General features: G+C 62.2%; 20 protein-coding genes. 9 read left to right on the top strand and 11 right to left on the bottom strand.

The genetic code is table 11. From position 1 onward, the window contains the following. Positions 1–64: 64 nt before the first annotated feature. The 3 genes from GMST_RS08440 to GMST_RS08450 form a co-directional block, all read right to left on the bottom strand. Entirely contained in the window at positions 65–241 is a 177-nt protein-coding gene (locus GMST_RS08440) for a hypothetical protein (RefSeq protein ID WP_183354204.1), read from the bottom strand. Between the two features lie 169 nt (positions 242–410). Further along, a complete protein-coding gene (gene feoB / locus GMST_RS08445; RefSeq protein ID WP_183354205.1) occupies positions 411–2,402 on the bottom strand; it encodes a ferrous iron transport protein B in 1,992 nt (663 codons plus the stop codon). A gap of 177 nt (positions 2,403–2,579) precedes the next feature. Then, complete coding sequence (locus GMST_RS08450) at positions 2,580–3,011, bottom strand: Fur family transcriptional regulator (RefSeq protein ID WP_183354206.1); 432 nt, start codon at positions 3,009–3,011, stop codon at positions 2,580–2,582. Positions 3,012–3,247: 236 nt separating this feature from the next. Between GMST_RS08450 and GMST_RS08455 the strand changes: the two genes are divergently transcribed. The 4 genes from GMST_RS08455 (at position 3,248) to GMST_RS08470 (ending at position 6,484) form a co-directional block, all read left to right on the top strand. Further along, positions 3,248–3,583 (top strand): toxin, encoded by a 336-nt coding sequence (locus tag GMST_RS08455; protein WP_183354207.1) that lies wholly within the window; start codon positions 3,248–3,250, stop codon positions 3,581–3,583. A gap of 252 nt (positions 3,584–3,835) precedes the next feature. Beyond that, positions 3,836–4,897, top strand: a complete 1,062-nt coding sequence (locus GMST_RS08460) for a hypothetical protein (protein WP_183354208.1) — start codon at positions 3,836–3,838, stop codon at positions 4,895–4,897. A gap of 3 nt (positions 4,898–4,900) precedes the next feature. Further along, positions 4,901–6,070: a vWA domain-containing protein gene (locus GMST_RS08465; protein WP_183354209.1), complete on the top strand. Its 1,170-nt coding sequence runs from the start codon at positions 4,901–4,903 to the stop codon at positions 6,068–6,070. 3 nt (positions 6,071–6,073) lie between these two features. Continuing rightward, the gene (locus tag GMST_RS08470; RefSeq protein WP_183354210.1) at positions 6,074–6,484 is read left to right on the top strand and encodes a hypothetical protein; all 411 of its coding nucleotides are present in this window, start codon (positions 6,074–6,076) and stop codon (positions 6,482–6,484) included. Between the two features lie 25 nt (positions 6,485–6,509). On the opposite strand, the gene GMST_RS08475 is transcribed toward GMST_RS08470, so the two are convergent. The 4 genes from GMST_RS08475 to GMST_RS08490 all read right to left on the bottom strand — a co-directional run bounded on the left by GMST_RS08475 (position 6,510) and on the right by GMST_RS08490 (position 12,934). Continuing rightward, a complete protein-coding gene (locus GMST_RS08475; RefSeq protein WP_183354211.1) occupies positions 6,510–8,471 on the bottom strand; it encodes a PAS domain S-box protein in 1,962 nt (653 codons plus the stop codon). Positions 8,472–9,190: 719 nt separating this feature from the next. Continuing rightward, positions 9,191–10,591: an adenosylhomocysteinase gene (gene ahcY, locus GMST_RS08480; protein ID WP_183354212.1), complete on the bottom strand. Its 1,401-nt coding sequence runs from the start codon at positions 10,589–10,591 to the stop codon at positions 9,191–9,193. A 176-nt stretch (positions 10,592–10,767) separates the two neighbouring features. Further along, positions 10,768–11,688, bottom strand: a complete 921-nt coding sequence (locus GMST_RS08485; protein ID WP_183354213.1) for an ArsR/SmtB family transcription factor — start codon at positions 11,686–11,688, stop codon at positions 10,768–10,770. 148 nt (positions 11,689–11,836) lie between these two features. Beyond that, on the bottom strand, positions 11,837–12,934 hold the full coding sequence (locus GMST_RS08490) for an NAD(P)H-dependent flavin oxidoreductase (RefSeq protein WP_183354214.1): 1,098 nt from the start codon (positions 12,932–12,934) through the stop codon (positions 11,837–11,839). Positions 12,935–13,076: 142 nt separating this feature from the next. Between GMST_RS08490 and GMST_RS08495 the strand changes: the two genes are divergently transcribed. Together GMST_RS08495 and GMST_RS08500 are read left to right on the top strand one after the other, a co-directional pair. Continuing rightward, complete coding sequence (locus GMST_RS08495; protein WP_183354215.1) at positions 13,077–14,036, top strand: sensor histidine kinase; 960 nt, start codon at positions 13,077–13,079, stop codon at positions 14,034–14,036. Then, positions 14,037–14,741: a response regulator transcription factor gene (locus tag GMST_RS08500; RefSeq protein WP_183354216.1), complete on the top strand. Its 705-nt coding sequence runs from the start codon at positions 14,037–14,039 to the stop codon at positions 14,739–14,741. It abuts the gene before it with no gap. A 171-nt stretch (positions 14,742–14,912) separates the two neighbouring features. Here the strand turns inward: GMST_RS08500 and metK are convergent, their stop codons facing one another. Next, on the bottom strand, positions 14,913–16,082 hold the full coding sequence (gene metK, locus GMST_RS08505; protein WP_183354217.1) for a methionine adenosyltransferase: 1,170 nt from the start codon (positions 16,080–16,082) through the stop codon (positions 14,913–14,915). 274 nt (positions 16,083–16,356) lie between these two features. On the opposite strand from metK, the gene GMST_RS08510 reads away from it, so the two are divergent. After that, complete coding sequence (locus GMST_RS08510) at positions 16,357–16,845, top strand: hypothetical protein (protein WP_183354218.1); 489 nt, start codon at positions 16,357–16,359, stop codon at positions 16,843–16,845. A gap of 137 nt (positions 16,846–16,982) precedes the next feature. Here the strand turns inward: GMST_RS08510 and GMST_RS08515 are convergent, their stop codons facing one another. Beyond that, a complete protein-coding gene (locus GMST_RS08515) occupies positions 16,983–17,498 on the bottom strand; it encodes a peptidylprolyl isomerase (protein WP_183354219.1) in 516 nt (171 codons plus the stop codon). Positions 17,499–17,692: 194 nt separating this feature from the next. On the opposite strand from GMST_RS08515, the gene GMST_RS08520 reads away from it, so the two are divergent. Further along, positions 17,693–18,319: a peroxiredoxin gene (locus GMST_RS08520; RefSeq protein ID WP_183354220.1), complete on the top strand. Its 627-nt coding sequence runs from the start codon at positions 17,693–17,695 to the stop codon at positions 18,317–18,319. Between the two features lie 181 nt (positions 18,320–18,500). On the opposite strand, the gene GMST_RS08525 is transcribed toward GMST_RS08520, so the two are convergent. Then, the gene (locus GMST_RS08525; protein WP_183354221.1) at positions 18,501–20,537 is read right to left on the bottom strand and encodes an ATP-dependent helicase; all 2,037 of its coding nucleotides are present in this window, start codon (positions 20,535–20,537) and stop codon (positions 18,501–18,503) included. 341 nt (positions 20,538–20,878) lie between these two features. Between GMST_RS08525 and ligA the strand changes: the two genes are divergently transcribed. Then, on the top strand, positions 20,879–22,885 hold the full coding sequence (gene ligA / locus GMST_RS08530; RefSeq protein ID WP_183354222.1) for an NAD-dependent DNA ligase LigA: 2,007 nt from the start codon (positions 20,879–20,881) through the stop codon (positions 22,883–22,885). A 40-nt stretch (positions 22,886–22,925) separates the two neighbouring features. Here ligA and GMST_RS08535 read toward each other — a convergent pair whose 3' ends face one another. Next, positions 22,926–24,266, bottom strand: coding sequence for a glycosyltransferase family 4 protein (locus GMST_RS08535; protein ID WP_183354223.1), 1,341 nt, complete (start codon positions 24,264–24,266; stop codon positions 22,926–22,928). Positions 24,267–24,691: the final 425 nt, after the last annotated feature.

Consider the following 24,691-nt stretch of genomic DNA (forward strand, 5'->3'; position numbering starts at 1 on the left):
ATCTCCTTTGGTTCTCTACTGGCGAGATGATATCGAAAAAGTGTTGGTTGTCATCAGGAGCCGGCTATTTTTCGCGTTTCAGGAGCTTTTTGAGCCCCTTCACCAGCGCGGGCTCCGGCGGGTTTTCGTAGTTGCAGCGCGGGCACTTGATCATCTTGCACCCTCCGGACATCGGGCAGTTCTTGCACCCGACATTTCCCTCTTCCTCGGCGAACTCGTGTCCGCAAAACCCGCAGCGCATCTTGAAACCTCAGTTCTACGTTCTAGGTTCTAAGTTCTATGTTCGAAGCCAAACCGGTTGCCACGGAGGCATGGAGGGCACGGAGAAAATACGAAAACGTTTGATTCCCAAAAAATCGGACTTTTGCCTTTACTCCGTGTCTCCGGAAAACATAGAAGCTAGAACAATTTTAAAGAATTCCGGTCACAAGCAGCAACCGGTTCAACAGCCAGCCGCTGCCGAAGGCGAAGGTCGAGACGAACACCCCGATGCCGCAGGCGACCTTCCAGCCGCGCTCCTTCTTCATGATCAGGAACTGCGCCACGCACGGGATGAACAGGGTGAGCGTCACCGCCGCCACGGTCAGCTGGCGGGGATTCAAAAGCCCCTTGGTCTGCAGGTCGTAAAGGCCCGCCGCACCGTAGTCGCGCCGGAAGAAACCGAAGATGAAGGCCACCGCGACTTCCTTGGGAAGCCCCAAGGCGGCCATCACCGGGCTCAGGCCGCGCACCATGGTCTCGAAGAAGTTGGTGATCTTCCCAAGCCACAAAAGCACCGAGGCCAGGATGAAGAGCGGCAGAATCTCCATGAAGTACCACTGCATCCTGGTGTAGGTCTTGGTGAAGACGTTGGATAGCTGCGGCGCCCGCATCGGAGGGAGCTCCATGTAGAACATCGGCGTCTCACCGGGGAGAACTTTAGCGGCCAAAAGCCCGACCAGGAGAAAGATGAGCAGCAGGCAGACGCTCCAGACCAAGAGCGCACCCGGCGCCTTGGAGAGGAGCGCCAGGATGACGCCCAACTGGGCGGAACAGGGGATGGCGAGTGCCAGCAGCAGGGTGGCGATCACCCTCTCGCGCACGGTCTCCAGGGTGCGGGTCACCATGGTCGCCATGGTGTCGCAGCCAAAGCCGAGCACCATGGGGATGACGGCACGGCCGGTAAGACCGATGGTCTTGAAGACCCGGTCCACCAAAAGCGCCAGACGCGGGAAGTAGCCGCTGTCCTCCAGCATCGAGAAGAACAGGAAGAAGGTGGCCACGATGGGGAGGATGATGCCGACCGCGTAACGCAGACCGAGCGTGATGATGCCGTACTCGCCGACGAAGAGTTCCTGGATGCTCTCCCAGGGGACCAGCGCCTTCACGTGTTGCACCATCCAGGGGTTGATGTGCTCCTCGAACCCCTTCCCTTCCAGAAGGTCGACCAGGGTGCCGGCGCCGAAATCGCCGACGAACTTGTAGAGACCGAAGTACAGGACCAAAAACAGCAGCGGTATGCCGGTGACCGGCCGTACCGTCCAGCGCGACAGGCGCTCGGCGAAGGTCACCACCCGCTTCTCGGGAGCCTTGAAGACGCCGTCCAGGATCCGCTTCACGATCTCCTTGCGCTCCATGGAGAGGTCCAGGTGGAAGGACTCCCGGCGCTCGAAGCGCTTGTCCTTGACGCTCGCCTCGACAGCCGGCGCATCGCCCCCTTCGACACCGCGCACCAGTTCGGCCACCTCGCCGTCACCCTGCAGCAGCAAAAGCCCCAGCGACTTGCGGGAGAGCAGGTAGTCTCCCTTGAGCAGGTCGGCGACCGAGGCGAGATCGCTCTCCATCTGCTTGGAATAGTTGAAGCGGTTCACCGCGCTCGGCACGGTGCCGGCGATGGCGGCGCGGATCTCGGTAAGACCGATCTTCTTGGCAGTGGCGGCGGCCACCACGGGGATCCCCAGGTTCTTGGAGAGGAGCTCGATGTCGATGCTGAGCCCCATGCGCTTGGCCTCGTCCATGATGTTGACCACCAGCACCACGGGGAGTTCTGCTTCGATGAGCTGCAGGGTCATCGGGAGCATGCGCTCCAGGTTGCGGGCGTCAAGGACGTGCAGCACCAGGTGGGGGCGCTCGTTCAAAAGGATCTCGCGGGCGACCCGCTCCTCCTCGGTGATCGGGAGGATCGAGTACATCCCCGGGGTGTCGACGATCTCGAAGTGCTCGCCGTTGATGGTCGCGTTGCCGCGGGCCACTTCAACGGAAGTGCCGGGATAGTTTGATACCGTAACATAGGCACCGGTCAAGGCATTGAAAAGAACACTCTTGCCGACGTTGGGATTCCCCACCAGGGCCACCAGCTTGGCTCCAGTCTGGGAAACGGTCGGTGTTTCGTGGCAAGAACCCTTCTTTTTGAGAAATGACATGATAACAACTACCCCTCTTAACTAAGGTGATGCCAATGAAAATCACTTTCACACACACCTGAAAGCACAGCCCCGATCCCTTTTCCTGCTTCGGGATCGGTTCGCCCTGCAACACGAAGGTGCAGGGCATTTTTCATTGAACTGGGTGATTTTGTGACAGGATGGAGCCCGGTGAGGTCACTTCCTGCAGTTGCCGCACAGGCCGTAGAGCTCCAGGCGGTGCCGTTCGATCAGGAAACCGCGGCTGGCGGCAACCTCGGTCTGCAGCTGTTCAATCGTCTCGTTCTCGAACTCCTCGATGCTGCCGCACCTGGTGCAGACCAGGTGGTCGTGGTGCTCCCCCTCCCCGACGTGCTCGTAGCGGGTCTGGCCGTCGCCGAACTGCATCTCGCGGGCAATGCCCGCCTCGGCGAAGAGCTTCAGGGTGCGATAGACGGTGGCGTAACCGATGTTGGGGTGTTTGGCCCGGATCTTCAGGTAGAGTTCCTCGATGCTCAAGTGGCGGTCCGAGGAGAGAAAGGCATCCAGAATGAGGTCGCGCTGCTTCGTCGACTTCAGGCCCCGCTGGGTCATGAAGTCGGTGAAGACTTTTTTCTTGGCACGTTTCATGAGAGCTCCAGTTGAAAGTGGATGTCATAATAACGGCCGTACCGCCTGGTGTCAACCTGTTTTTTGCTTTCACTCATTCAGCTGCACTGACAGCATCTTTCACTGAGAGCGGTGCAGACAGTTTTCTGTTCCTCTGCGGAAACTCCGGCTTCACCATATCTTTGAAATGTGCTACATAGTGCAAGAAGCTGGCTTTGGCAGTGTGACCTTGCGGTTTTAGGTCTCAAGGAGGAGCGATGCAGGAATTCCACTACTTCCCAACCCCCAACTTCGCCGCGAGGCTCAGCAAGATCGAGAAGCACGACCCTCCCGGCCATGCGCGCATCCTCGGTGTCATCGACAGGCTGCTTAAAAATCCCGGGGACGCCGACGGCTGGATGCACGGCGCCTTCCAGGGCCGGCTCAAGAAGTACGTGGGGAGGCGCGACTACCGCCTCATCTACCACTGGTGCGAGCTCTGCCGCAAGGAAGGGAAAAAGTTCGAGGACAAGTGCGGGTTCTGCCAGCAGGTCCAGGACAACAGCGTGGTCTTCTTCGAGATCTACCACAAAAACGAGGCGAACCGCATCTAACCCCCTCACCAGATAGGCACCGCTGTCGGGACTGCTGCCGCCCGTCGCTCCGGAGCAGCCGGACGCCGCCGTCCCGAGGTTCCTGCCCCCTTTTTTCTCCCCTCCCCTTTGGTTGACAATTTCCCCCTTTCCTGTCCCGGGAAATGTGTGTAAGATAATCCGACCAATATTATCCGATTGACCGTGCCGGCGGCCCGACTCCAGGCAGTCCGGGCGGTTGCGGGATTTTCTCAGCAAAGGCGGTAGCTGCAGATGAACGTCGAACAGATGAAGCTCGTCGTGAAGGAGATCCTCTCCAAGACCGATCTAACCCCCTGCGTGGTCGGGCACCGCGGTGTCGGGAAGACCGCCGGGATCATCCAGGCCTGCCGGGACCTGGACCGGCGCTACGTCTCCCTGCGCCTGGGACAGATGGAGGTCGGCGACCTGGTGGGGATTCCGTTCCGCGACGGGGAGACCATGCACTGGTCGCGCCCCTCCTGGCTCCCTTGGGACGACGACCAGCCCACGGTGGTACACTGCGACGAGCTGAACCGGGCCCAGCAGGAGGACACCCTGCAGGCGATCTTCCAGTTCGTCGAGCCTCCGGCCGAGGGTCGCCTGCGCGCCCTGCACACCCACACCCTGGCGCGGCGCCACAAGGTGGTGGTGAGCATCAACCCGCCCGACGGTAGCTACCAGGTGGCCACCCTGGACCGCGCCCTCATCGACCGGATGGTGATGCTCTACGTGGAGACCGACTACCAGTGCTGGGCGCGCTATGCGGCGGAGCGGGAACTCTCCGGCGAGGTCAGGCGCTTTCTGGCGGGGAACGCGGGACTCTTGGCCCGCCAGGGCGCCCCGATGGACCTGCTGGTGGAACCGAGCGAGCGCGGCTGGGAGATGGTGAGCACCCTGCGCAAGAGCTGCCGCTTTCCCGCGGACCTCGAGATGGAGGTCTACGCGGGGATCGTCGGGAAGGAGGCCGCCATCATGTTCATGCGCTGGCTTGCCGACCACAAGGGGCGCCCCTTGAGCGCCGCCGAGATCCTGGACCAGTGGGGCGAGGTGGCCGAGCGGGCGCGGGCCCAGCGCGACGACGTCCAGGCGGCCACCATCAACGACCTGACCGCCACCCTTGCCGCCTCCCCTACCCTCACCGCGGAGCAGGAACAGAACCTGGTGAACTACATCGCGGTCCTGCCGCGCGACCTCTGTTTTGCCCTGGTGAAGGCCCTCTTGCGCATCCCCAAGGTCGCCCTTTTGTTGGTCCAGGACAAGTACGACGGCGTGATCTACGACGCGGTCGAGGCCATCTCCCAGGAGGCGCGCTGAAGAGTGGCTCACACCCTGGAAAACGCGGTGGTCCGGCTCCTGCGCGAGCGCCCCTTCTACGGGCACTTCCTGCTCAACCTGCGCCGCGAGGAGCGCCCCCTGGAGGGCAAGCCCGCCGGCATCACCGTGCGCGACGGCATCCCGATCCTGGCGGTCGATCCCCCCTTCCTCGAGGCGCTCCCGCCGCAGCAGCAGTGCCACCTGCTCGAACACCTGGTGAAGCACCTTTTGCACCTGCATCCGTTGCGCCGCAAGGAGCGCAACCGCCACGACTGGGACATCTCCTGCGACCTGGCGATCAATCCGGGGCTCGGCGAGCTCCCCCCCGGCGCGGTGTACCCTGCGGATTACGGCGCACCCGACGGCCTTGCCGCCGAGGAGTACTACGCCCGGCTCTCCTGCCGCTTCGACCTGGGAAACCTCTCGGGGAGCGGCTTCGGCGATGCCGACCAGGAGGCGGAAGGGGCGCAGGGGAGCGGCGACACCCCAAAGCTGGGCGAAACCCTGGATGACCACGCGCTCTGGGACGAGGCGGACAGCACCCCCTTCGGCCTTGGTGCAGAGATGGTGCGCTCCATCACCCGGGAGAGCCTGCGCGGCAGCGACGGCGAGGCGCCCGAAGAGGTGCGCGCGGTGGTGGAGGCCCTCCTGCGGCCGGCGCCCATCCCCTGGCGCCAGGTGCTGCGCCAGTTCGTGGCGACCGCGGGGCGCACCGGCCGCACCACTACCTGGATGCGGGAGCACCGCCGCTTCGGCCACGACACCCCGGGGATCCGCAAGCGGCGCAGGCTGAACCTGCTCGTCGGGGTGGACGTGAGCGACTCCACCAACATCGTGGAGTTGCGCGAGGCCTTCGCCCGGGAGCTTTTGCAGATCGCCAAGGGGCGCGACGCCACCCTCACGGTGCTCTACGCCAACAGCCGCATCCAGCGCATCGAGGTACTCAAGGGAGCCCCCGCGGTGCTGGAGCGCCACGACGGCGGCGGCTTCACCGACCTCAGGCCGGTGTTCGAGTACGCGAAGACCCTGCACCCGCTCCCCGCCGCGGTCATCTACCTGACCGACGGGATCGGGCCGGCGCCCGAGCAGATGGAATTTCCCACGCTGTGGGTCCTCACCGGGGCCGGGGAGAAACCGGTCCCCTGGGGGATCGAGCTACGACTGGAGGTATGACGGATGGATCAGGATATCTACAAGCCGATGACGGCCGAATCGGTGGGCGAGCTGCTCAGGGAGGCGGGAGCCGAGGTGATGGTGCGTAGCGGGCGCAGCGAGAACTACAGCGCCCCCCGCGAGTTCTCCTTCGAGGTGAAAGCCATCTTTGAAAACGGCATGGGGCTGCACGTGGTGGCGCGCCAGTTCAACTACCGCGACCCCTGGGAGGCCCAGGGCCGGGTGAACGACATGGTCGACGCCATGCTCCTCAAGGATGGGGCGCTGACGCCGCTTCCCAAGGGGTATCCGTTTTTCCAGGGGATCGATGAAGAGGTGGGACTGGACGAGGACCGGTTGCGCGAGCTGATCGCGTGCGTCGCCAAGGTGAACCCGAAGCTCTACGCCCTGCAGCAGATGACCGGGGATCTGTAGACCCGGCCCCAAGGTCGAGCCGCGCTTACCGGTTTCCAGCGGGAGCGGTCCTTTCGTGCAGGGTGAAGTAGAAGGTCGCCCCCCTCCCCGGCTCTCCCTCGGCCCAGATCCTGCCGTGGTGCCGCTCGATGATGGTCTGCGCCGTGGTAAGCCCCACCCCGAACCCCTCGAACTCCTCGCTTGGGTGCAGCCGCTTGAAGACTGCAAAGATCTTGTCGCTTTGCTGCATCTCGAAGCCGATGCCGTTGTCGCTTACGTAGTAGACCCGCCTCCCCTGCACCCGCTTCATCCCGAAACGGATCACGGGGTGCTCCCGGCGCGCCGAGAACTTCCAGGCGTTCCCCACCAGGTTTTTCAGCGCCACCCTCAGCAGCTTCTCGTCCCCCGACACCATCACCCCCTCCTCGATCTCGAAGCTGGCCTGCCGGTCCGGGTAGTGGATCTGCAGCTCTGCGGCGATGGCGCCTACGATGTCGCTCAGGTCGAACCGGGTGGTGTGCAGCTTCACGTGGGCGAAACGGGAAAGGTTCAAAAGCGAGGTGATGAGGCCATCCATCCCCCGGATCTCCTGGAGCACGTTGGCAAGGAAGCTGCGGCACTGGTCGTCCAGCTTCTCCGCAGCCAGTTCGGCGATGGCCTGGCAGTAGCTGTTGATGTTGGTGAGCGGGCCGCGCAGATCGTGGGAGACGGTATAGCTGAAGGCCTCCAACTCCTTGTTGGCCCGCTCCAGCTCCAAGGCCCGCGACGAGAGGTCCGTGTTCAGCGCCTTGATGCGCCGTTCCGCCTCCTTGTGCGGGGTGATGTCGTGCACCATCCCGTAGGAGCGGATCACCTTTCCGATGTGGTTGCGCAGGTGCTCGCACTTTTGGTGCAGGTAGCGCACGGCACCGTCGGAGGTCCTCACGATCCGGTGCTCGGTCTCGTACCCGTCGCAGGGAAACTCGAGGGAGTTGCGGTAGCGCTCCGCCACCATCTCCCGGTCCTCGGGATGGACCGCCTGCAGGAAGACCTGGTGGCTCGCCGGGATCTGCTGTGCATCGAGCCCCAGGATCCGGTAGATCTCGTCGGACCAGACCAACGTTCCGGTCTCGTAGTCGAACTGCCAGCTCCCCAGCTGCGCGATGCGCTGCACTTCCCGCATCTGCCGCTCGCTCGCCTTAAGAGCCTGCTCCGCGAGCTTGCGCTCGGTAATGTCGCGCACCAGCTCGATGCCGGCGATGATCCGTCCCGACTCGTCGCGCAGCGGAGACGCCGTGAGCTCTCGGTAGACGGTGCGCCCCTCCCGGACCTCTGCCTTTTCCACGGTGTGGATCTCACCGTCCAGGAAGGTCTGGGCCACCGGGCAGTTGTCGCAGACCGTGGGGCACTGCCCCATGGCGAGGTAGCAGTGTTCTCCCTGGGTGTTGCCGGTGAGTTCGACCAGGATCTGGTTCTGGTAGAGGATGCGGAACTCGCGGTCCACGATGACGAGCCCCTCCCCGAGCGCCGCAATGATCGCCTCGGAACGCGCCTGTTCCCGAGAGGAGCGCGCCAGGGCAGCCTTGAGAGCCTCTTGCACCTTCCTGCGCTCGGTGATGTCGCGGTCGATGCCGCGCAGCCCGATGAGCCGTCCCCGCGGGTCGAGGATCGGCACCCCACTGGTCTCCAGGGTGCGCAGGGTCCCGTCCTTGTGGAGGTTCAGGTTTTCCACGCCCTGGAACGGTTGAGGATGCTGCAAGAGGTGGTTGATCTTTTCCCGCATGCGCAGTGCCTCCTCAAGCGGCATGAAGTCGAAAGGAGTCCTCCCCAGCACCTCTTCCGGGGTGTAGCCGAGCAGGTCGTAGACCTTGGGACTGGCATAAACGTACCGCAGCTCCCTATCAACCTCCCAGATCCAGTCACTGGTCTGCTCTATCAGGGCCCGGAACTGCTGTTCTCTCTGTAAAGCTTTCCACTGGGTGCCGTGGCGTGCTGTCTGGTGATCCAACGGGTGCGGGTTCGGTATCATAGGTAGCCCCATTTCGGAAATGCAGTACCAAGATGTGCGCATTCTAACCTTACCGCTCACACTATACAACATTTTTTAATTACGTCCATACTATGAGCGTAAGAAAATGTGCCACAATGCTTTGTTTTTTATGAGCAAATAGGACTTATTTTCTCCGCTTTACGCGCCCGACGCCCCCCCTCCTCCTATATTTGTTTTTTTGGATATACTCCTTCCTGAATATCGAGTATAGTTCGCGAGGGAGGAAACACGATGCGAGATCTGTTGATTCTGGTGGGGGTTGTGGTGTTTTGGGTGGTACTGCAAAAGTACATCCTGCCGCGCTTCGGGATTGAAACCTGAATGTCGCCGGCCTGTACCTCCGGGGACCGGGGGGAGAAAAAGAAGGACGCGAAAGACGGGAGAGAGTAGCAAGGCGATTAGACACGGGTTCACGGCCAAAACAGACGCACAGAGACCTGAGACGTTGGCCACGGAGACACGGAGTTCACGGAGAGAACCAAACGAACAAAATCTGGGACGTTAACCATTGAGAGACGGAGAACTGCTAACGTCAAATACGGAGAGGAGAATCCAAAACGGGTCGCGCGGCATAACAGACCTCTGACGGATTATTGATCACAAGCCTTTGGTGTTCTCCGTGTTCTCCGTGCCTCCGTGGCAAAAAAAGGGCGTCCGGCATAGTGCCGGGCGCCCTTTCGTGTTGATGCCGGCGGCTACTAGTAGCGGTAGTGCTCGGACTTGTAGGGACCTTCCTTCTTCACGCCGATGTAGGCGGCCTGCGCGTCACTGAGCTCGGTCAACATGGCGCCCAGGGTCTTAAGCTGCAGGCGCGCTACCTTCTCGTCCAACTCCTTGGGGAGGGTGTAGACGCCGACCGGGTACTTGCTCGGGTTGCAGAAGATTTCCATCTGCGCCAGGGTCTGGTTGGCGAAGGAGGAGGACATCACGTACGAGGGGTGGCCGGTGGCGCAGCCTAGGTTCACCAGGCGCCCTTCGGCCAAGAGGATGATGCGCTTGCCGTCCGGGAAGATGACGTGATCGACCTGCGGCTTGATGTTCTCCCACTGGTACTGCTTCAGTTTGGCGACCTCGATCTCGTTGTCGAAGTGGCCGATGTTGCAAACGATGGCGTTGTGCTTCATCGCCTTCATGTGGTCGTGGGTGATGACGTCGATGTTGCCGGTGGTGGTAACGAAGATGTCGGCCTTGTCGGCTGCCCACTCCATGGTGACTACCTTGTACCCTTCCATCGCCGCCTGCAGCGCGCAGATCGGGTCGACCTCGGTCACCCAGACCTGGGCCTGCAGCCCGCGCATCGCCTGGGCGCACCCTTTGCCCACGTCGCCGTAGCCGCAGACCACCGCGACCTTGCCGGCCACCATGACGTCGGTTGCGCGCTTGATGCCGTCCATGAGGGACTCGCGGCAGCCGTAGACGTTGTCGAACTTGGACTTGGTGACCGAGTCGTTCACGTTGATGGCCGGGAACTTGAGCTTCCCGTTGGCGTGCATCTGGTACAGACGGTGTACGCCGGTGGTGGTCTCCTCGGTCACCCCTTTGATGGAGGCCGCAGTCTTGGAGTACCAGCCAGGCTGCTCGGCGAGGCGCTTCTTGATGGCGGCGAAGAGGACCTCTTCCTCCTCGCAGGTCGGGTTGGCGAGCACCGAGGGATCTTTCTCGGCGTCAGAGCCCAGGTGCAAGAGCAGCGTGGCGTCGCCGCCGTCGTCGAGGATCATGTTGGGGGCGCCGCCGTCGTGCCACTCGAAGATCTTGTGGGTGTAGTCCCAGTACTCGGGAAGCGTCTCGCCCTTCACGGCAAAGACAGGGATGCCGGCCTCGGCGATGGCTGCGGCTGCGTGGTCCTGGGTCGAGAAGATGTTGCAGGAGGCCCAGCGGACCTCGGCGCCCAGCGCGGTCAGCGTCTCGATCAGCATGGCGGTCTGGATGGTCATGTGCAGCGATCCGGCGATCCGGGCACCCTTGAGCGGCTGGCTCTTGGCGTACTCTTCGCGGATGGCCATAAGTCCCGGCATCTCGGTTTCGGCGATTTTCATCTCTTTGCGGCCCCAGGCTGCCAGGGTGATGTCCTTGATGATGTAATCCGTTTTCTGCGACATGGTGCTCTCCTTGTAACGAGGTAAAAGTCTCCCGGACGGGGTGAAAGGTGCATGATCCTAGCCCGGTCCGGCCTACGGTTTAGTGCTGCTCAATGAAGTATCGGTTGTTTCAGGCAATGAGTTTACAGAGGTTTATCCCCTTCATCCCATTAATCCCTGTTGTCCCTGGTTTGCTGTTATCCCTGTTTCCGTCCCCGCACCAGCAGGACGTCTTCCTGCCCGGGCTGTGCTGCCACCCGCACGATTTCCACCTGTTCCAGCCCAGCAGCGCCGAACCAGGCAGCAAGTTCAGCGTCCTCGAACCCCAGCCACTGATCGGCCAGCTGCTCGCGTGCCACCTCGCGCTCGTGCCGGGCGAGGTCCGCAAGGATCACGCATCCCCCAGGTTCCAGGACCCGCACCATCTCCTGCAGAACCGCCAGCGGGTTGGCGGCGTGGTGCAGCACCATGTTGGCGACCACGCAACCGGTATCGGCATCGGAGAGCGGCAGGTGAGTCATCTCGCCCAGGCGCAGCTCGATCCCGTCCTGTCCCTCGGCCAGCATCCGGCGCCGGGCCTCCTCCAGCATGGCCGGCGAATGGTCGACGCCGATCACCCGCTGCGCCTTCCCCGCCAGTGCAGGGAGCAGCGCCCCGGTCCCGACACCGATCTCCAGAAGCCGGGAGACCTGCGGGATCAGCCCGAGCAGGCGCTCTTGGTACTCCGGCACCGGCAACAACGTGCGGGTAAGCGAGTCCCACTGGCGGGCGTGGCCTTCGAAGAACTCGAGGCTCTTCCGGTGCCGCTCCTCCAAAACCGTCGCCAGTTTGGCAAGATCCCTGGCGCGCTCGGGGAGCAGCTCCAGCTCGCGCTCGAAGCTGGGGCGTATCGCGCAGAAAAAGGTGTTATCCTCGCCCGCCCGGTAGTAACTCCAGGTCCCCTGCCGCTTCACCGACAAGACCCCCGCCTCGGTCAGGATCCGCAGGTGCCGCGAGATGCGCGACTGCCCCATGTCCATGATCCGGGTCAGTTCCTGCACGGTGAACTCGCCGGCCAACAAGACGCCGGTGAGACGCAGGCGGCAGGGATCGGCTAGTGCTTTGAAGAGTTCGAGCATGGCAATATCAACTTTGGCGGAAAGGTTAAATCAAGTTTGCTTGATATATCACATCACCTTTGCCTTGACAAGAGCTTTTCCCCGGAACGAGAAAAGCCGCCCCAGCGATGGCTGAGACGGCTTTGGTACTCGGAATTAATTGGTGTGATCAGGCGGCCTGGTGGCACTCCTCGCTAGCCGCGGCGGTTTCCGCGAACAGTTCGTCGAAGATCTCCTGCACCGTGCCGATGTGGTCCGCCTTCCAGGCGTTGGTGCCGCAGAAGATCAGGCCGGTCTCCACCTCGCCGCGCTGCGCGCGGTCCAGGGCGCTTATGATGCAGAAGCGCTCGCCGCTCTCCTTGTAGCTGCACTTCTTGAGGCACCCCATCCTGCAGACCGTGGCGTTGTCCTGGTCGTAACCGACGATGTCGGCCTGGTTGGTAAGTATGGCGCGCCCTGGGAGGCCGGCGGGGCTCATGATGAGGCCGATATCCCCCTTCTTGCAGTCCAGGTAGGCCTGTTTGTAGGATTCTTCGGCGTCGCACTCAACGGTCGGGACAAAACGGCTCGCCATCTGCACGGCATCGGCCCCTTCGGCCAGCGCATGCAAAAGGTCGGCGCGGTCCCAGATGCCGCCGGCGGCGATGATTGGGATCTCCAGGCCGTACTCGCTGCGGAAGAACTCCTTCACACCGCGCACAGTCGCATACTGGTCGTAGTCGCCGTTACCGATGTTCTCCAGCTTCTCGCCCAGGTGACCGCCGGCGGTGTCGGGGTCTTCCACCACCACGGCATCGGGGAGACGGTTATAGGCCTTGTCCCACTTCTTGGCGATGAGCTGAGCGGCCCGCACCGAGGAAACGATGGGGACCAGCGCCACGTCCGGCGCGTGGGCGGTAAGCCCCGGCAGGGTCATGGGAAGCCCGGCACCGCAGACCAGCACCTTGGCACCAGCCTCGACCGAGGCGACCACCAACTCCTCGAAATCGGTGAGCGCCACCATGACGTTCACGCCGATGATGCCGTCCGGGGCGATCTCGTAGGCCTTCTTGATCTCCGCTTTGAGCGCCAGGGCGTTGGTCTGCAGGTAGTTCCTGCCGTTGTAGAGACCGCTGTTGAGAGTGATGCCGGGGGAGGCCACCAGCCCCACACCGCCGCATTTCGCCACATGACCGGCCAGCGAACCACCGGAAATGCGTACCCCCATCCCCCCCTGTACCAGCGGGAAACGTGCCTCGTGTTTACCAATGCGCAACGGCTTGAACATGACTACCTCCTGGCGTAATTCGGTAGTGTAGACATTATCAGATAACGCCGTCAGCTTTTGTAATAGAAATGTAAAAAGACAGTAGCGCAAACCTCCAGAATACCCCTTGCAAAAACACTATCGCGATGCTATGGGATGGATCATGAGAATACACCGTAAGTTGTCTAGTCCCTTGATAGCATTGATCGGCATCCAGCTCGTCTGGGTGGGCGTGGTGGTCTTCTGGATCTACTGGTTCATCGGAAGAAGCAAGGAGTTCCGGGAACTCGCGCTGCGCTACAAGCCGGAGCTGGTGGCCAAGGGTGTCGAGTGGGTGGTCCTGGTCGAGGGGCTCCTGATGCTCTTGGTCATCCTGGCCGGCGTGTACGTGATCTTTCTCTACTGGCGCCGACAGGCGAAGCTCTACCTGCAGCAGCGCACCTACATCTCGCAGCTCACCCACGAGCTGAAATCCCCGCTCGCCTCGATCCAGCTGCACCTGGAGACCGCGAAGCTGCGCGAACTCCCCAAGGAGAAGCTGAACACCTTTCTGGACACCATGCTCTCGGACACCGAGCGGCTGAACCACCTGATCAGCAACCTGTTGATGGCTACCCGCATCGAGTTCAGGCAGTTGGGTGACAAGGCGAAGCGTATCGATTTCTCCCGGTTCGTCTCGGAGTACCTCGAGCGCAAGCGAAACGAGCTCCCCGAGGGGGGGCGGCTCACCCTGGAGATCGAACCGGGGATCGACGCCGTGGTGGACAGCGAGGGGATGGAGATGGCGCTGAGAAACCTCTTCGAGAACGCGCTGCTCTACTCGCCGGTCTCCCCCGAGATCAGGGTCCGGCTCCGGCGCAGCGGCCGGCACTGCCTGCTCGACTTCCAGGACAACGGGATCGGCATCGGCAGGAAGGAATTGGACCGCGTCTTCGAGATGTTCTACCGGGTGCGCAACCCCGGCGAGAACATCCGGGGCACCGGGCTGGGGCTCTACATCGTGAAATCGGTGGTGGACGCCCACGGCGGCCGCATCTCGGTGGCCAGCGAGGGGATGGGCAAGGGGTGCACCTTTCACATCACGCTGCCGCTTCCCGGCGGGCAGCACCAGAGGGGTCAGTAGATGAACGGGGAGAGACCGCAGATCCTCCTGGTCGAGGACGAGATTCACCTGGCGCGGGGGATCACCTTCAACCTGGAACAGGACGGTTACCTGGTAAGCCACGTGGAGAGCGGTGAGGAGGCCCTGGAGAAGGTCAAGATCGAGAGGTTCGACCTGATCATCCTCGACGTGATGCTGCCGGGGATCAACGGTTTCGAGGTCTGCAAGCAGATCCGGGGGTTGGATTCGCGGGTGCCGGTCCTCATGCTGACGGCGCGCTCCGAGGAACGCGACCGGATCGCGGGGCTGGCCGGAGGTGCCGACGATTACCTGGTGAAACCGTTCAACCTCAAGGAGTTTCTGTTGCGGGTCTCGGGGATGCTGCGCCGTTCAGCCTGGTACCGTCCCGAGCCGGTCGAGGAGGGGTACCGTTTCGGGGAGAACGAGGTGTTCCTGCTCTCCTACCGGGCCCGGACCCCGCAGGGGGAGATCGACCTCACCGATCTCGAGGTGAAGATGCTGTCGCTTTTCTTCCACCGCGAGGGGGAGGCGATCCCGCGCGGGGTGATCCTGGAGAGCGTCTGGGGCTACTCCACCGACGCCGAGACCCGGACCCTGGACAACTTCATCGTAAGGCTCAGGAAGTACTTCGAGCCCGAGCCTTCCAAGCCGATCTACTTCCAGACCGTGCGCGGCGTGGGGTACCGGTTCAGCAGGAAGTCCTGACAATCTGGCACACGGATTACACGGAAACCGAGGCAAAAAGGCAGGTAAGACACAGTCGTTAGGGTAAAACCCTGAAGCCGTATCCTGCCGTTTTTCCGTGTGCGCTTTTACAAAAAAGGGGCCACCTGATTCCAGGCGGCCCCTTTGCTTTTTCTTTTACTCGATCTGCTGTTACAGCCCTGCCTTCTCCTTGATGAGCGCGGCCTTGTCGGTGCGCTCCCAGGTGAACTCGGGAAGTTCGCGGCCGAAGTGGCCGTAGGCTGCGGTCTTGCGGTAGATCGGACGCAAAAGGTCGAGCTGCTCGATGATGGCGCGCGGACGCAGGTCGAAGACTTCACGCACGATCTCGGCGATCCGCTTGGAAGGGATCTTGCCGGTGCCGTTGGTATCGACCATGACGGAGACCGGCTCGGCCACGCCAATGGCGTAGGCGACCTGGACTTCGCACTTGTCGCACAGGCCGGCAGCAACCAGGTTCTTCGCTACATAGCGGCCCATGTACGCTGCGGAACGGTCCACCTTGGAGGGGTCCTTGCCGGAGAAAGCACCGCCGCCGTGGGCGCCGTGCCCGCCGTAGCTGTCCACGATGATCTTGCGGCCGGTCAGACCGCAGTCGCCCATCGGGCCGCCGATGACGAAACGGCCGGTCGGGTTGATCAGGAACTTGGTTTTGGCGTCCATCAGGTTCGCCGGGATGATCTTCTTGACGACTTCCTCGATGATCCCTTCCTTGATCATCTCGTAGGACACCTCGGGGGTGTGCTGCGAGGAGATGACCACGGTGTCCACGTGCACCGGCTTGTCGTCGATGTACTGGATGGAGACCTGGGACTTGGAGTCGGGACGGAGGAAGTCGAGCACGCCGGCCTTGCGGACGTCGGCCAGACGGGATACCAGCTTGTGGGCCAGCAGGATCGACATCGGCATCAGTTCCGGGGTTTCGTTGCAGGCAAAACCGAACATGAGACCCTGGTCGCCGGCGCCCTGCTCCTTGTAAAGGCCGTCGCCTTCGTTCACACCCTGGGCGATATCCGGGGACTGCTTATCGATGGAGGTAAGGATGGCACAGGTTTCCCAGTCAAAGCCCATTGCGGAATCGTTGTAGCCGATCTCGCGGATGGTCTCACGGGCGATCTTCGGGTAGTCGATCACGGCGTTGGTGGTGATCTCGCCGGCGATGACGGCCATGCCGGTGGTTACCAGGGTCTCGCAAGCCACGCGGGCCTTGGGATCCTGGGTCAGGATCGCGTCGAGAATGGCGTCAGATACCTGGTCGGCAACCTTGTCCGGATGCCCTTCTGAGACAGACTCGGAAGTAAAAATGAAATCCTTCATCTCCATATGGAATGAACCCCCTTCTGTGGTGTGCAGCAATTAGCGATCCAAAGCACGGAATTGTATAATCCACCTCTGTCTTTGTCAACGAATTAAACAGTTCCGGGTCGAGCCGACAGCCAGTAGCAGTCAACACGGCAGACACTAAAGGCTCTTTTCGGGAATGTCTGAGGCAACTTGAGCCATCGATTATGAGTTGAAACCAATCTCCCACCGGCTAGACTTTCCGGGCGAGGCATTCCTGTAGGCAAATTAGGTCATGGCTTCTAGAGGAGGGGAGATGAGACTCCTGATACTGGCGCTGGTACTGGTTGCGATCTGCGGTTGCGGAGGTTCGGGAGGGGGAAGCGTGGTGGACGCCCCCCAGCAGCCTCGCGGGCTGATGCTGCAGGTTGCCAGCCAGGCGGGGAACCCTGCCACCGTCTTCTACTCGGCCGAACTCACCCTGCGGTTTCCGGCAGGGGTGGCGGTCAGCGCAGACCCGGGAACCGGCGAGGTACCCTCCAACCTCATTGCAGCCGCCGACCCGACCGCCTTTGTCGGCGCCCGTTACACGGCAGCATCGACAACTGCTCCGGCCACCGTCAAGATGATCATCGCCAACCCGATGGGCCTGGTCGTCGGCCCACTTGCAGCACTTACCTGCAGCGCCACCACGGGCACGGTTCCCGGCACCGGCTCCTTCACGGTCCAGGACTTCGTCTTCAAAGATGCCTCGGGCGTAGCGCTCGATGGCATCACCCCGAAGGTCACGGTGCAAGCGCTCTAGCCGTGTCCCGCAGCATCCATGAGAGGCGGAAGCCCCTGGCCGCCTCCCCAGAGGAACCACGGGGCTCCCAGGCGCCCTGCAACGAAAAAAGCCCCACCGGTGAGGATGGGGCTTTTTTGCGGCTGGCTTCCAGCAGGCTATTCGGCGAGCTTGATCGACTTGATGAACACCGTCTCGACCGGCACATCCTGGTGGCCGGCCTTGTTGCCGGTTTTCACCTCGCGGATGGCATCAACGATATCCATCCCTTCGACGACCTGACCGAACACGGCATAGCCGAAACGGTCCGGGGTCTTGCCGGAGTGGTCCAGGAAGGCGTTGTCGACGACGTTGATGAAGAACTGGGAGGTGGCGCTGTCCACGACGGAGGTGCGGGCCATGGCCAGGGTGCCGCGTACGTTTTTAAGACCGTTGGTCGCCTCGTTCTTGATGGCGAACTTAGTCTTCTTCGGCTGCATGTTCTCATCCAGACCGCCGCCCTGAATCATGAAGCTCTTGATGACGCGGTGGAAGATGGTGTCGTCGTAGTAGGCTTCCTTGACATAGGACAGGAAGTTACGCACCGAGATGGGAGCTTTATCCTTGAACAGTTCGATTTTCACCGTCCCCATCGAGGTTTCCATGACCACCTGGGGATTTTTTTCTTCACTCATGTAGTTACGCTCCTTTGTGTAGAGTTATGCACGTCATTGAATCATCCGGTTTTTTTATCATACAAACCCTCGGAGGTGAATAGTTTTTCCTCATTCAGTTGCAATTTGCCAATCTCCAAGGGTATTATTAGAAACCTGCCGGGGTACTAAGAGATATCCTGAGCCTCGATTCGCACTTTTCCGGAGGAAAAGACATGAGACTGTCCGCGCTGCTTTTGCTCGCTGCCCTGATACTGCCCACCGCGGCCCCGGCGTTGGCCGCTCCGCCCGCCCCGGCGCACGTCGCCAAGGTTGGAGAACCGGCTCCCGGCTTTGTCCTCGACGCCTTGGTCGGCACGGAACAGGGCAAGGAATTCAAGACCATCAACCTGGCCGACTACCACGGCAAGTGGGTCGTGCTCTTCTTCTACCCGATGGATTTCACCTTCGTCTGCCCGACCGAGATCCGCGGTTTCAACGCCGCCCTCGACAAATTCGCAGCGCTCGACGCGGTGGTGCTGGGTGCCTCGACCGACAGCAAGTTCTCGCACCTGGCCTGGGTGCAGCGCGGCGACCTGGGGAACCTCAAGTTCCCGCTGCTTTCCGACCTGAAGAAGGAAACGGCGGATAAGTACGGCTGCCTGGACGAGAAGGAAGGCGTCGCCCTGCGGGCGCTCTACATCATCGACCCGGAGGGGATTCTCCAGTACCAGGTGGTGCACAATCTTGATGTGGGACGCAGCATCGAGGAGACCCTGAGGGTCCTGGAGGCGCTGCAGACCGGCTCGCTCTGCCCGCTGGGGTGGCATCCCGGCGACAAGACGATTAAGAAAACCAAATAGTACTGGACAATGGACAATTGACAATGCGCTGAAGCAAAAAAAATTACCGCCTCACAACAGAGGCGCACAGAGGATCCAGAGAAAAAAGAGAAACCGGTTCGTTTTTTGTCTCTTGCTCTGTGCCCCCTGTGCGCCTTTGAGGTTTACGGCTTATGAGCGAAGCTGTGGTCAGGCTCTGCAGTTACCCCATCATCGCCCGCATCTTTGCGAAGAAACCTTCCGCGTTCTTCTCGGCCTCTTCCTCGGAGGTCTCCTTTACGACGCCGCTTTGTATCACGTTCAGGACAGCGGGCGGGATCTCGTCCAGAAACCGCGACGGGACACGTTCCTGCAGCTTGCCGTACTTCTTGCGGAACAGGGTGCGGGTCATCACCAGCTGCTGGCGCGCCCGGGTGATTCCGACGTAGCAAAGCCGCCGCTCCTCGTCGATGGAATCGTCCTCGTAGATGGAGCGCTTGTGCGGCAGGATCTCGTCCTCCATCCCTACCAGGAAGACGAAGGGGAACTCGAGCCCCTTGCTGGAGTGCAGCGACATGAGCGTCACCGCGTCCTTGCCGTGCTCCTTCTTGTCCTTCCCCGAGAAGCGGTCCTCGTCCATCAGCGAGACCTTCTCCATGAAACCGGAAAGCGTCGCCGCGGGGACCCGCTCCTCGTAGGCGGCCATCGAGTTGATCACCTGCTCGACGTTCTCCACCTTGCGCCGCGCGGCCTTCTGGTCGTCTATGGTCCGGTAGATCTCCGATTCGATCCCCAGCCGCTCGAAGAGGTCCTTCCCCTTCTCGGCGATGCTCCCCTCGCCGTGAAAGCGCTCGGATGCGTCGATCAGGAGATCGTGGAAAGCGAGCACCTTGTCCCGGATCACGTCGGTGACCCCCTCGATCTCCCCTACCCTGCCCAGCGCCTCGAAGAGCGGCACCTCGTTTTCCAGCGACCACTGGTTGATCCGGATCACCGTGTGGTCGCCGATGCCGCGCTTGGGGAAGTTGATGATGCGCAACAGCGCCACCTCGTCCATCGGGTTCGCGATCACCCTCAGGTAGGAGATGGTGTCCTTCACCTCCTTGCGCTCAAAGAACTGGGTCCCCCCCACCAGCACGTAAGGGATGTCCTCGAAACGGAGCTGCTCCTCGAAGGCGCGGCTTTGCGAGTTGGTGCGGTAGAGGATGGCGAAGTCGCTGTAGGGGGTGTCCTTCTTGAAGCGCTCGAGCTGGATCCGCTCCACCACCGAGGTCGCCTCCTCCTCGTCGTCCTGGACGATGCAGAGGTCGATGAGCGGCCCGGTCCCGGTGGCGGTCCAGAGCTTCTTCGCCTTTCTCACCTTGTTGTTGCTGATGACGCTGTTGGCGGCGTCCAGGATGTTGCCGGTCGAGCGGTAGTTCTGCTCCAGCTTTATGGTGCGGCACCCCTTGAAATCCTTCTCGAAATCGAGGATGTTCCCGACGTCGGCGCCGCGCCAGCCGTAGATGGACTGGTCGTCGTCCCCCACCACGCACAGATTGCCGCACCCAGCGGCCAGGCTGCTGACCAAGAGGTACTGGGACGAGTTGGTGTCCTGGTACTCGTCGACCATGATGTAGCTGAAGCGGTCCTGCCAGTGCTGGAGCACCTTGGGGTGGTGCTGCAACAGCTCGGCGGTCAGCATGATGATGTCGTCGAAGTCGATGGCGTTGTAGGCCTTCAAGGCCGACTGGTAGCGCGGGTAGACGAGCGCCGCCATCATCTCCACCTCGTCCGTCGGGTTCGGGGTGAAGCGGTCCGGCGGGATCAGCTTGTTCTTGGCGCCCGAGATGCGAAAGATGATCTGCTCGGCGTCGTACTTCTTGCTGCTCGAGTTCACCTCGCGCACGATCTGGCGCACCAGCCCTACCTGGTCCGCGGTCGAGTAGATGGAGAAGTTCTTCTTGTACCCGAGGCACTCGATGTCGCGCTTCAGGACCCGAAGACCCAGCGAGTGGAAGGTGGAGAGCACGATCCCCTTGCAGTTCTTGCGTCCCACCAGGTGCTCGACGCGCTCCTTCATCTCCTTGGCGGCCTTGTTGGTGAAGGTGACGGCGAGGATCTGGTCGGGCGGCACCTTCTTGTTCAGGATGAGGTGCGCGATCCGGTAGGTGATGACGCCGGTCTTGCCGGAACCCGCGCCGGCCAGGACCAGCAACGGCCCCTCGGTGTGTTTGACGGCGGCGAGTTGTTCGGGGTTCAATCGGGAAAGGTCGAGCATGCAAACCTCTTGATAGTGCGTCCTTTTTTGCAGCCCCACCTGAGCGCGGGCCAAAAAAGAGCCGCCGGTCTGGCAGACGGCGGCCCGTTATAACTACCAGAACGGCCGAGGCAAATCAAGCCGCTATATCCGTGCCAGTTTCCTTCTCGTTGGGCATATGCTATACAGGATGGTTTTCGACCGAAAGCATTAACCAAAGAGGCACACAGAGGTACCCTCAGGAAAGGCACGGCACGTTCTTGCCTCCCGTTCCCGGTTTGCCTTTCCTCTGTGATCCTCTGTGCGCCTCTGTGGTTAAGGCTTTCGTTTATTGAATTTCGCATCTGAATCAGGAGCTTTATATGGACCGTAACGCAGCGACCGAGCGCATTGCCTTTCTTACTCGTGAAATCGAGCGGCACAACCGGCTCTACTACGAAAAGGACATGCCGGAGATCACCGACGCCGAGTACGACGCGCTCTTCAAGGAGTTGCAGGGCCTCGAGACCAGCTTCCCGGAGCTGGCCCTGCCGGACTCGCCGACCCACCGGGTGGGGGGCAAGCCGCTCGCCAAGTTCTCCCAGGTGCCCCACTCGACGCCAATGCTCTCGCTGGAAAACGGCTTCACCGAGCAGGACATCCGCGACTTCGACGACCGGGTGAAACGCTTCCTCGGTCTCGCCTCCGACGCACCGGTCGCCTACATGTGCGAGCCGAAGATGGACGGCCTTGCGGTGGAACTGGTCTACCGCGCCGGTCTCTTCGAGATAGGTTCCACCCGCGGCGACGGCTTGGTGGGCGAGGAGATCACCGAAAACCTGAAGACCATCAAGGACATCCCGCTGCGTCTGCGCGCCGCTAATCCCCCCGAACTCTTCACGGTGCGCGGCGAGGTCTACCTCCCGCTCGCCCCCTTCCGCAAGTTCAACAAGGAGCGCGAAGAGGAAGGGCTCCCGTTTTTCGCCAATCCCCGCAACGCCGCGGCTGGCTCACTACGCCAGCTCGACTCGCGCATCACCGCCAAGCGCCCGCTGACCCTCTTCTGCTACGCCCAGGGCGAGACGCGCGGCATCGAGTTTGCCTCGCAAAGCGACTTCCTCAACCGCATCCCGGAGTGGGGGCTGCCGGTCAACGAGCTCGCCAAGGTTGTGCCGGGGATCGAGGAGGTGGTCTCCTACTACCAGGGGATGATGGAGCGCCGCGACGACCTCCCTTACGAGATCGACGGGGTGGTGATCAAGGTGGACTCTTACGCTCTGCAGCGCGACCTGGGGGAGAAGAGCCGCTCGCCGCGCTGGGCGATCGCCTGGAAGTTCCCGCCGCGCCAGGCGACCACCGTGGTCGAGGACATCGTGCCGCAGGTGGGCCGCACCGGGGTGATCACGCCGGTTGCCCATTTAAAGCCGGTGGAGGTCTCAGGCGTCATGGTCGCCCGGGCCACCCTGCACAACTGGGAAGAGATGCAGAGAAAGGACATCCGCAAGGGGGACACCGTGGTGGTGGAGCGCGCCGGCGACGTGATACCGGCGGTGGTCAAGGTGATCACGGTGGAGGGGGCCGAGCGCCAGGAGCCGCTCCCGATCCCCGCATCCTGCCCCGAGTGCGGCGGCGAGGTGGTGCAGGTGCCGGGCGAGGTGGCGGTGCGCTGCGTCGGGCTCGCCTGCCCGGCCCAGATCCGGGAATCGCTGAAGCACTTCGCCTCGCGCCGCGCCATGGACATCGAAGGGCTGGGGGAGAAGTTCATCGAGCAGCTCTTGAGCCTGCACCTGGTGAAGGACGTGGCGGACATCTACACCCTCACCAAGGAAGAGTTCATGCAGTTCGAGCGCATGGGGGACAAGCTCTCCGAGAACCTCCTGGCCGCCATAGAGAACAGTAAGACCCGCGAGCTCTCCCGGTTCATCTTCGCCCTGGGGATCAGAAACGTCGGGGAGCACACGGCGAAGCTTCTGGCCAACGCCTTCGGCAGCATGGAGAACCTGGCCCAGGCGACCGAGGCGGAACTCACCTCGATCCGGGAGGTCGGCCCGCAGGTCGCCGAAAGCATCACCGACTTCTTCAAAAATAAGGAGAACCAGGAGATCATCAGGAGGCTTTTGGCGGCCGGGGTCACCCCGTCGGTGGAGGAGAAGCGCCTGGGCGGCAGGTTCACCGGCAAGACCTTCGTCTTTACCGGCACGCTGACCCGCTTCACCCGCGACGACGCCAAGAAGATCGTCGAGCTGGAGGGTGGGCACGCCGCGGGGAGCGTTTCCAAGAAGACCGATTACGTCGTGGCGGGAAGCGAGGCGGGGAGCAAGCTGGAAAAGGCCCGGGAACTGGGGGTGCCGGTTCTCACCGAGGACGCGTTCATGGACCTGGTGAAGTAGCCGCGTCCCTCCCGTGGGCAGAGCCGCGGCGATCGTTTGGTCAGCTGACCAGGTGGGCGCGCAGGAAGTAGTGCTTGAGGATCGCGATCAGCCACTGCCGGAAGTTCGAGCCCGTAGTGTGGTGGCTTCCGGTAAGCTTGCCGACGCCATCCCCAGGAAGCGGTTCGCCCACCTGGGGTCCCTCTTCCCGGCTCTCCAGGACCCGGAAGTAAAATGCCTCCAGATCGGCACCCAACTTGTGCCAGTCGTACAGGCTCACCGCAACCTGGCGCGCCTGCTCGCCCAGTCGGGCCGCCAGGGTGGGATTGTCCAACAGGTGCAGGATCTTGGCGGCGAAATCCTCCGCCTCCCAGCCGGCCAGAAGCCCCACCTGCTCCGACTCGAACAGCTGCTTTATGTCCCCCACCGGGTTCGCTACCGTCGGGCGCCCCAGGCTTAGGTACTCGCACATCTTGTTGGGCCAGCGCCCCCAGTTGTAGGGGCGGTCGGCCATGGGGAGCAGGAAGAGGTCCGCGCACCCCAGGTACCAGGGGAGCGCCTCCAGCGAGACGTAGCCCGTGAAGTGCACCAGCGCCTCCACTTCAAACTCCCGCACCATCTCACGCACCGCCTTGCGGGCCTTGCCGGTGATCACCAGCATCACCTCAGGGTACTCTGCGGCCACCCGTTTCAGCGCCTTCAGCACGATCTCGAGATCGAAGTGCGAGGTCGAGGAGCTGAAGCCGAGGATCTTCGCCCCCATGGGGAACCCCATGCGCAGCCGGCACTCCTGCTTGGAGCGGGCCTTGAACCAGTCGGGAAAGGTCCCCCCCGGGATGTGGCAGACCCGCTCCGGGAGCAGCCCCAGCCCGCTGGCCCGGTCGGCAAGCGCGGTGGAGATCACGGTGAGACCGTCTGCCTTTGGCCTGAACGCCTCCTCGTAGTAGGTCTCCAGGCCGCCGAACAGGGTCCGGTACCAGCCGGGCCGGTTTATCTCGATGAGCCCTCCCCTGCCGAACCAGTCGTTCCAGTCGGTGATCCAGGGGAGGTTGTGCTTTCTCACGAAGTAGAGCGCCGGGTAGATGGTCGCGGGGCGGGTTTCGAAACAGTGCACCAGGTCGTAGCGCTCCCTCTCGCGGCTTAAAAAGTAGATCCTGTTCAAGGTGTTCCAGGGGTCCCATCCGGTGCGCATCCGACCCCAGAGCAGATCCGGGATCTCCACCGCGCGCACCCCGTCCCAGTCGAAGGTCCTGATGCCGAAGCGGTCGTTTACCGAGTGCAAAAGCAGCGTCACGCGGTGCCCGCGCCGCACCAGTTGCGCCGCCAGCGCGTGCGGTCGTGCGTAGGCGTCCAACCGGTTGCGGTGACAGATCATCAGGATGTTCAGGCAGCGTCGTGTCATGGTTTCCTCCCCTAAGCGGGCCTGCGCGACCGGCCGGACCCCCCCGGCCCCACGCACGTCGATAAGTTTAGCCACTCTAATCTTAGCGTCAATGGCGCTCCTGACGCTACTGCGGTGTGACCAAGGCCCCCGCGCTGTTCAACCTCTGCACATCTGTAGCCCCCCTCCCCTTCCCCGCCTAACTACCTGTAACCCAACAGGTACCCGCACCAGTCGTGCTGAGTGCTGTGCAACCGGCGATCACGCTGCGGTTAACGCCCGGGAAAGGTGCCTCCAGAAAAGGCTGTTCTCTCAGGTGTTAACGGTCGCTCGCTCCAGCACCTCGGCGGGCACGACCTGTGAAGACCTTTTAATTTAAAGCCCGGCTTTTCCGTCGACATCAGCTGGTAGCCCAGGAGGGAATCGGCAGCAAAGGAGAAAGGAGG

This window comes from Geomonas silvestris, from assembly GCF_014193515.1.
GTDB lineage: Bacteria > Desulfobacterota > Desulfuromonadia > Geobacterales > Geobacteraceae > Geomonas > Geomonas silvestris.

What these genes read in the sequence shown, in the direction of transcription:
- GMST_RS08440 (WP_183354204.1), bottom strand. Translation starts at nt 241, where the DNA reads ATGCGCTGCGGGTTTTGCGGACACGAGTTCGCCGAGGAAGAGGGAAAT.
- feoB (WP_183354205.1), bottom strand. Translation starts at nt 2,402, where the DNA reads ATGTCATTTCTCAAAAAGAAGGGTTCTTGCCACGAAACACCGACCGTT.
- GMST_RS08450 (WP_183354206.1), bottom strand. Translation starts at nt 3,011, where the DNA reads ATGAAACGTGCCAAGAAAAAAGTCTTCACCGACTTCATGACCCAGCGG.
- GMST_RS08455 (WP_183354207.1), top strand. Translation starts at nt 3,248, where the DNA reads ATGCAGGAATTCCACTACTTCCCAACCCCCAACTTCGCCGCGAGGCTC.
- GMST_RS08460 (WP_183354208.1), top strand. Translation starts at nt 3,836, where the DNA reads ATGAACGTCGAACAGATGAAGCTCGTCGTGAAGGAGATCCTCTCCAAG.
- GMST_RS08470 (WP_183354210.1), top strand. Translation starts at nt 6,074, where the DNA reads ATGGATCAGGATATCTACAAGCCGATGACGGCCGAATCGGTGGGCGAG.
- GMST_RS08475 (WP_183354211.1), bottom strand. Translation starts at nt 8,471, where the DNA reads ATGATACCGAACCCGCACCCGTTGGATCACCAGACAGCACGCCACGGC.
- ahcY (WP_183354212.1), bottom strand. Translation starts at nt 10,591, where the DNA reads ATGTCGCAGAAAACGGATTACATCATCAAGGACATCACCCTGGCAGCC.
- GMST_RS08485 (WP_183354213.1), bottom strand. Translation starts at nt 11,688, where the DNA reads ATGCTCGAACTCTTCAAAGCACTAGCCGATCCCTGCCGCCTGCGTCTC.
- GMST_RS08490 (WP_183354214.1), bottom strand. Translation starts at nt 12,934, where the DNA reads ATGTTCAAGCCGTTGCGCATTGGTAAACACGAGGCACGTTTCCCGCTG.
- GMST_RS08495 (WP_183354215.1), top strand. Translation starts at nt 13,077, where the DNA reads ATGAGAATACACCGTAAGTTGTCTAGTCCCTTGATAGCATTGATCGGC.
- GMST_RS08500 (WP_183354216.1), top strand. Translation starts at nt 14,037, where the DNA reads ATGAACGGGGAGAGACCGCAGATCCTCCTGGTCGAGGACGAGATTCAC.
- metK (WP_183354217.1), bottom strand. Translation starts at nt 16,082, where the DNA reads ATGGAGATGAAGGATTTCATTTTTACTTCCGAGTCTGTCTCAGAAGGG.
- GMST_RS08510 (WP_183354218.1), top strand. Translation starts at nt 16,357, where the DNA reads ATGAGACTCCTGATACTGGCGCTGGTACTGGTTGCGATCTGCGGTTGC.
- GMST_RS08515 (WP_183354219.1), bottom strand. Translation starts at nt 17,498, where the DNA reads ATGAGTGAAGAAAAAAATCCCCAGGTGGTCATGGAAACCTCGATGGGG.
- GMST_RS08520 (WP_183354220.1), top strand. Translation starts at nt 17,693, where the DNA reads ATGAGACTGTCCGCGCTGCTTTTGCTCGCTGCCCTGATACTGCCCACC.
- GMST_RS08525 (WP_183354221.1), bottom strand. Translation starts at nt 20,537, where the DNA reads ATGCTCGACCTTTCCCGATTGAACCCCGAACAACTCGCCGCCGTCAAA.
- ligA (WP_183354222.1), top strand. Translation starts at nt 20,879, where the DNA reads ATGGACCGTAACGCAGCGACCGAGCGCATTGCCTTTCTTACTCGTGAA.
- GMST_RS08535 (WP_183354223.1), bottom strand. Translation starts at nt 24,266, where the DNA reads ATGACACGACGCTGCCTGAACATCCTGATGATCTGTCACCGCAACCGG.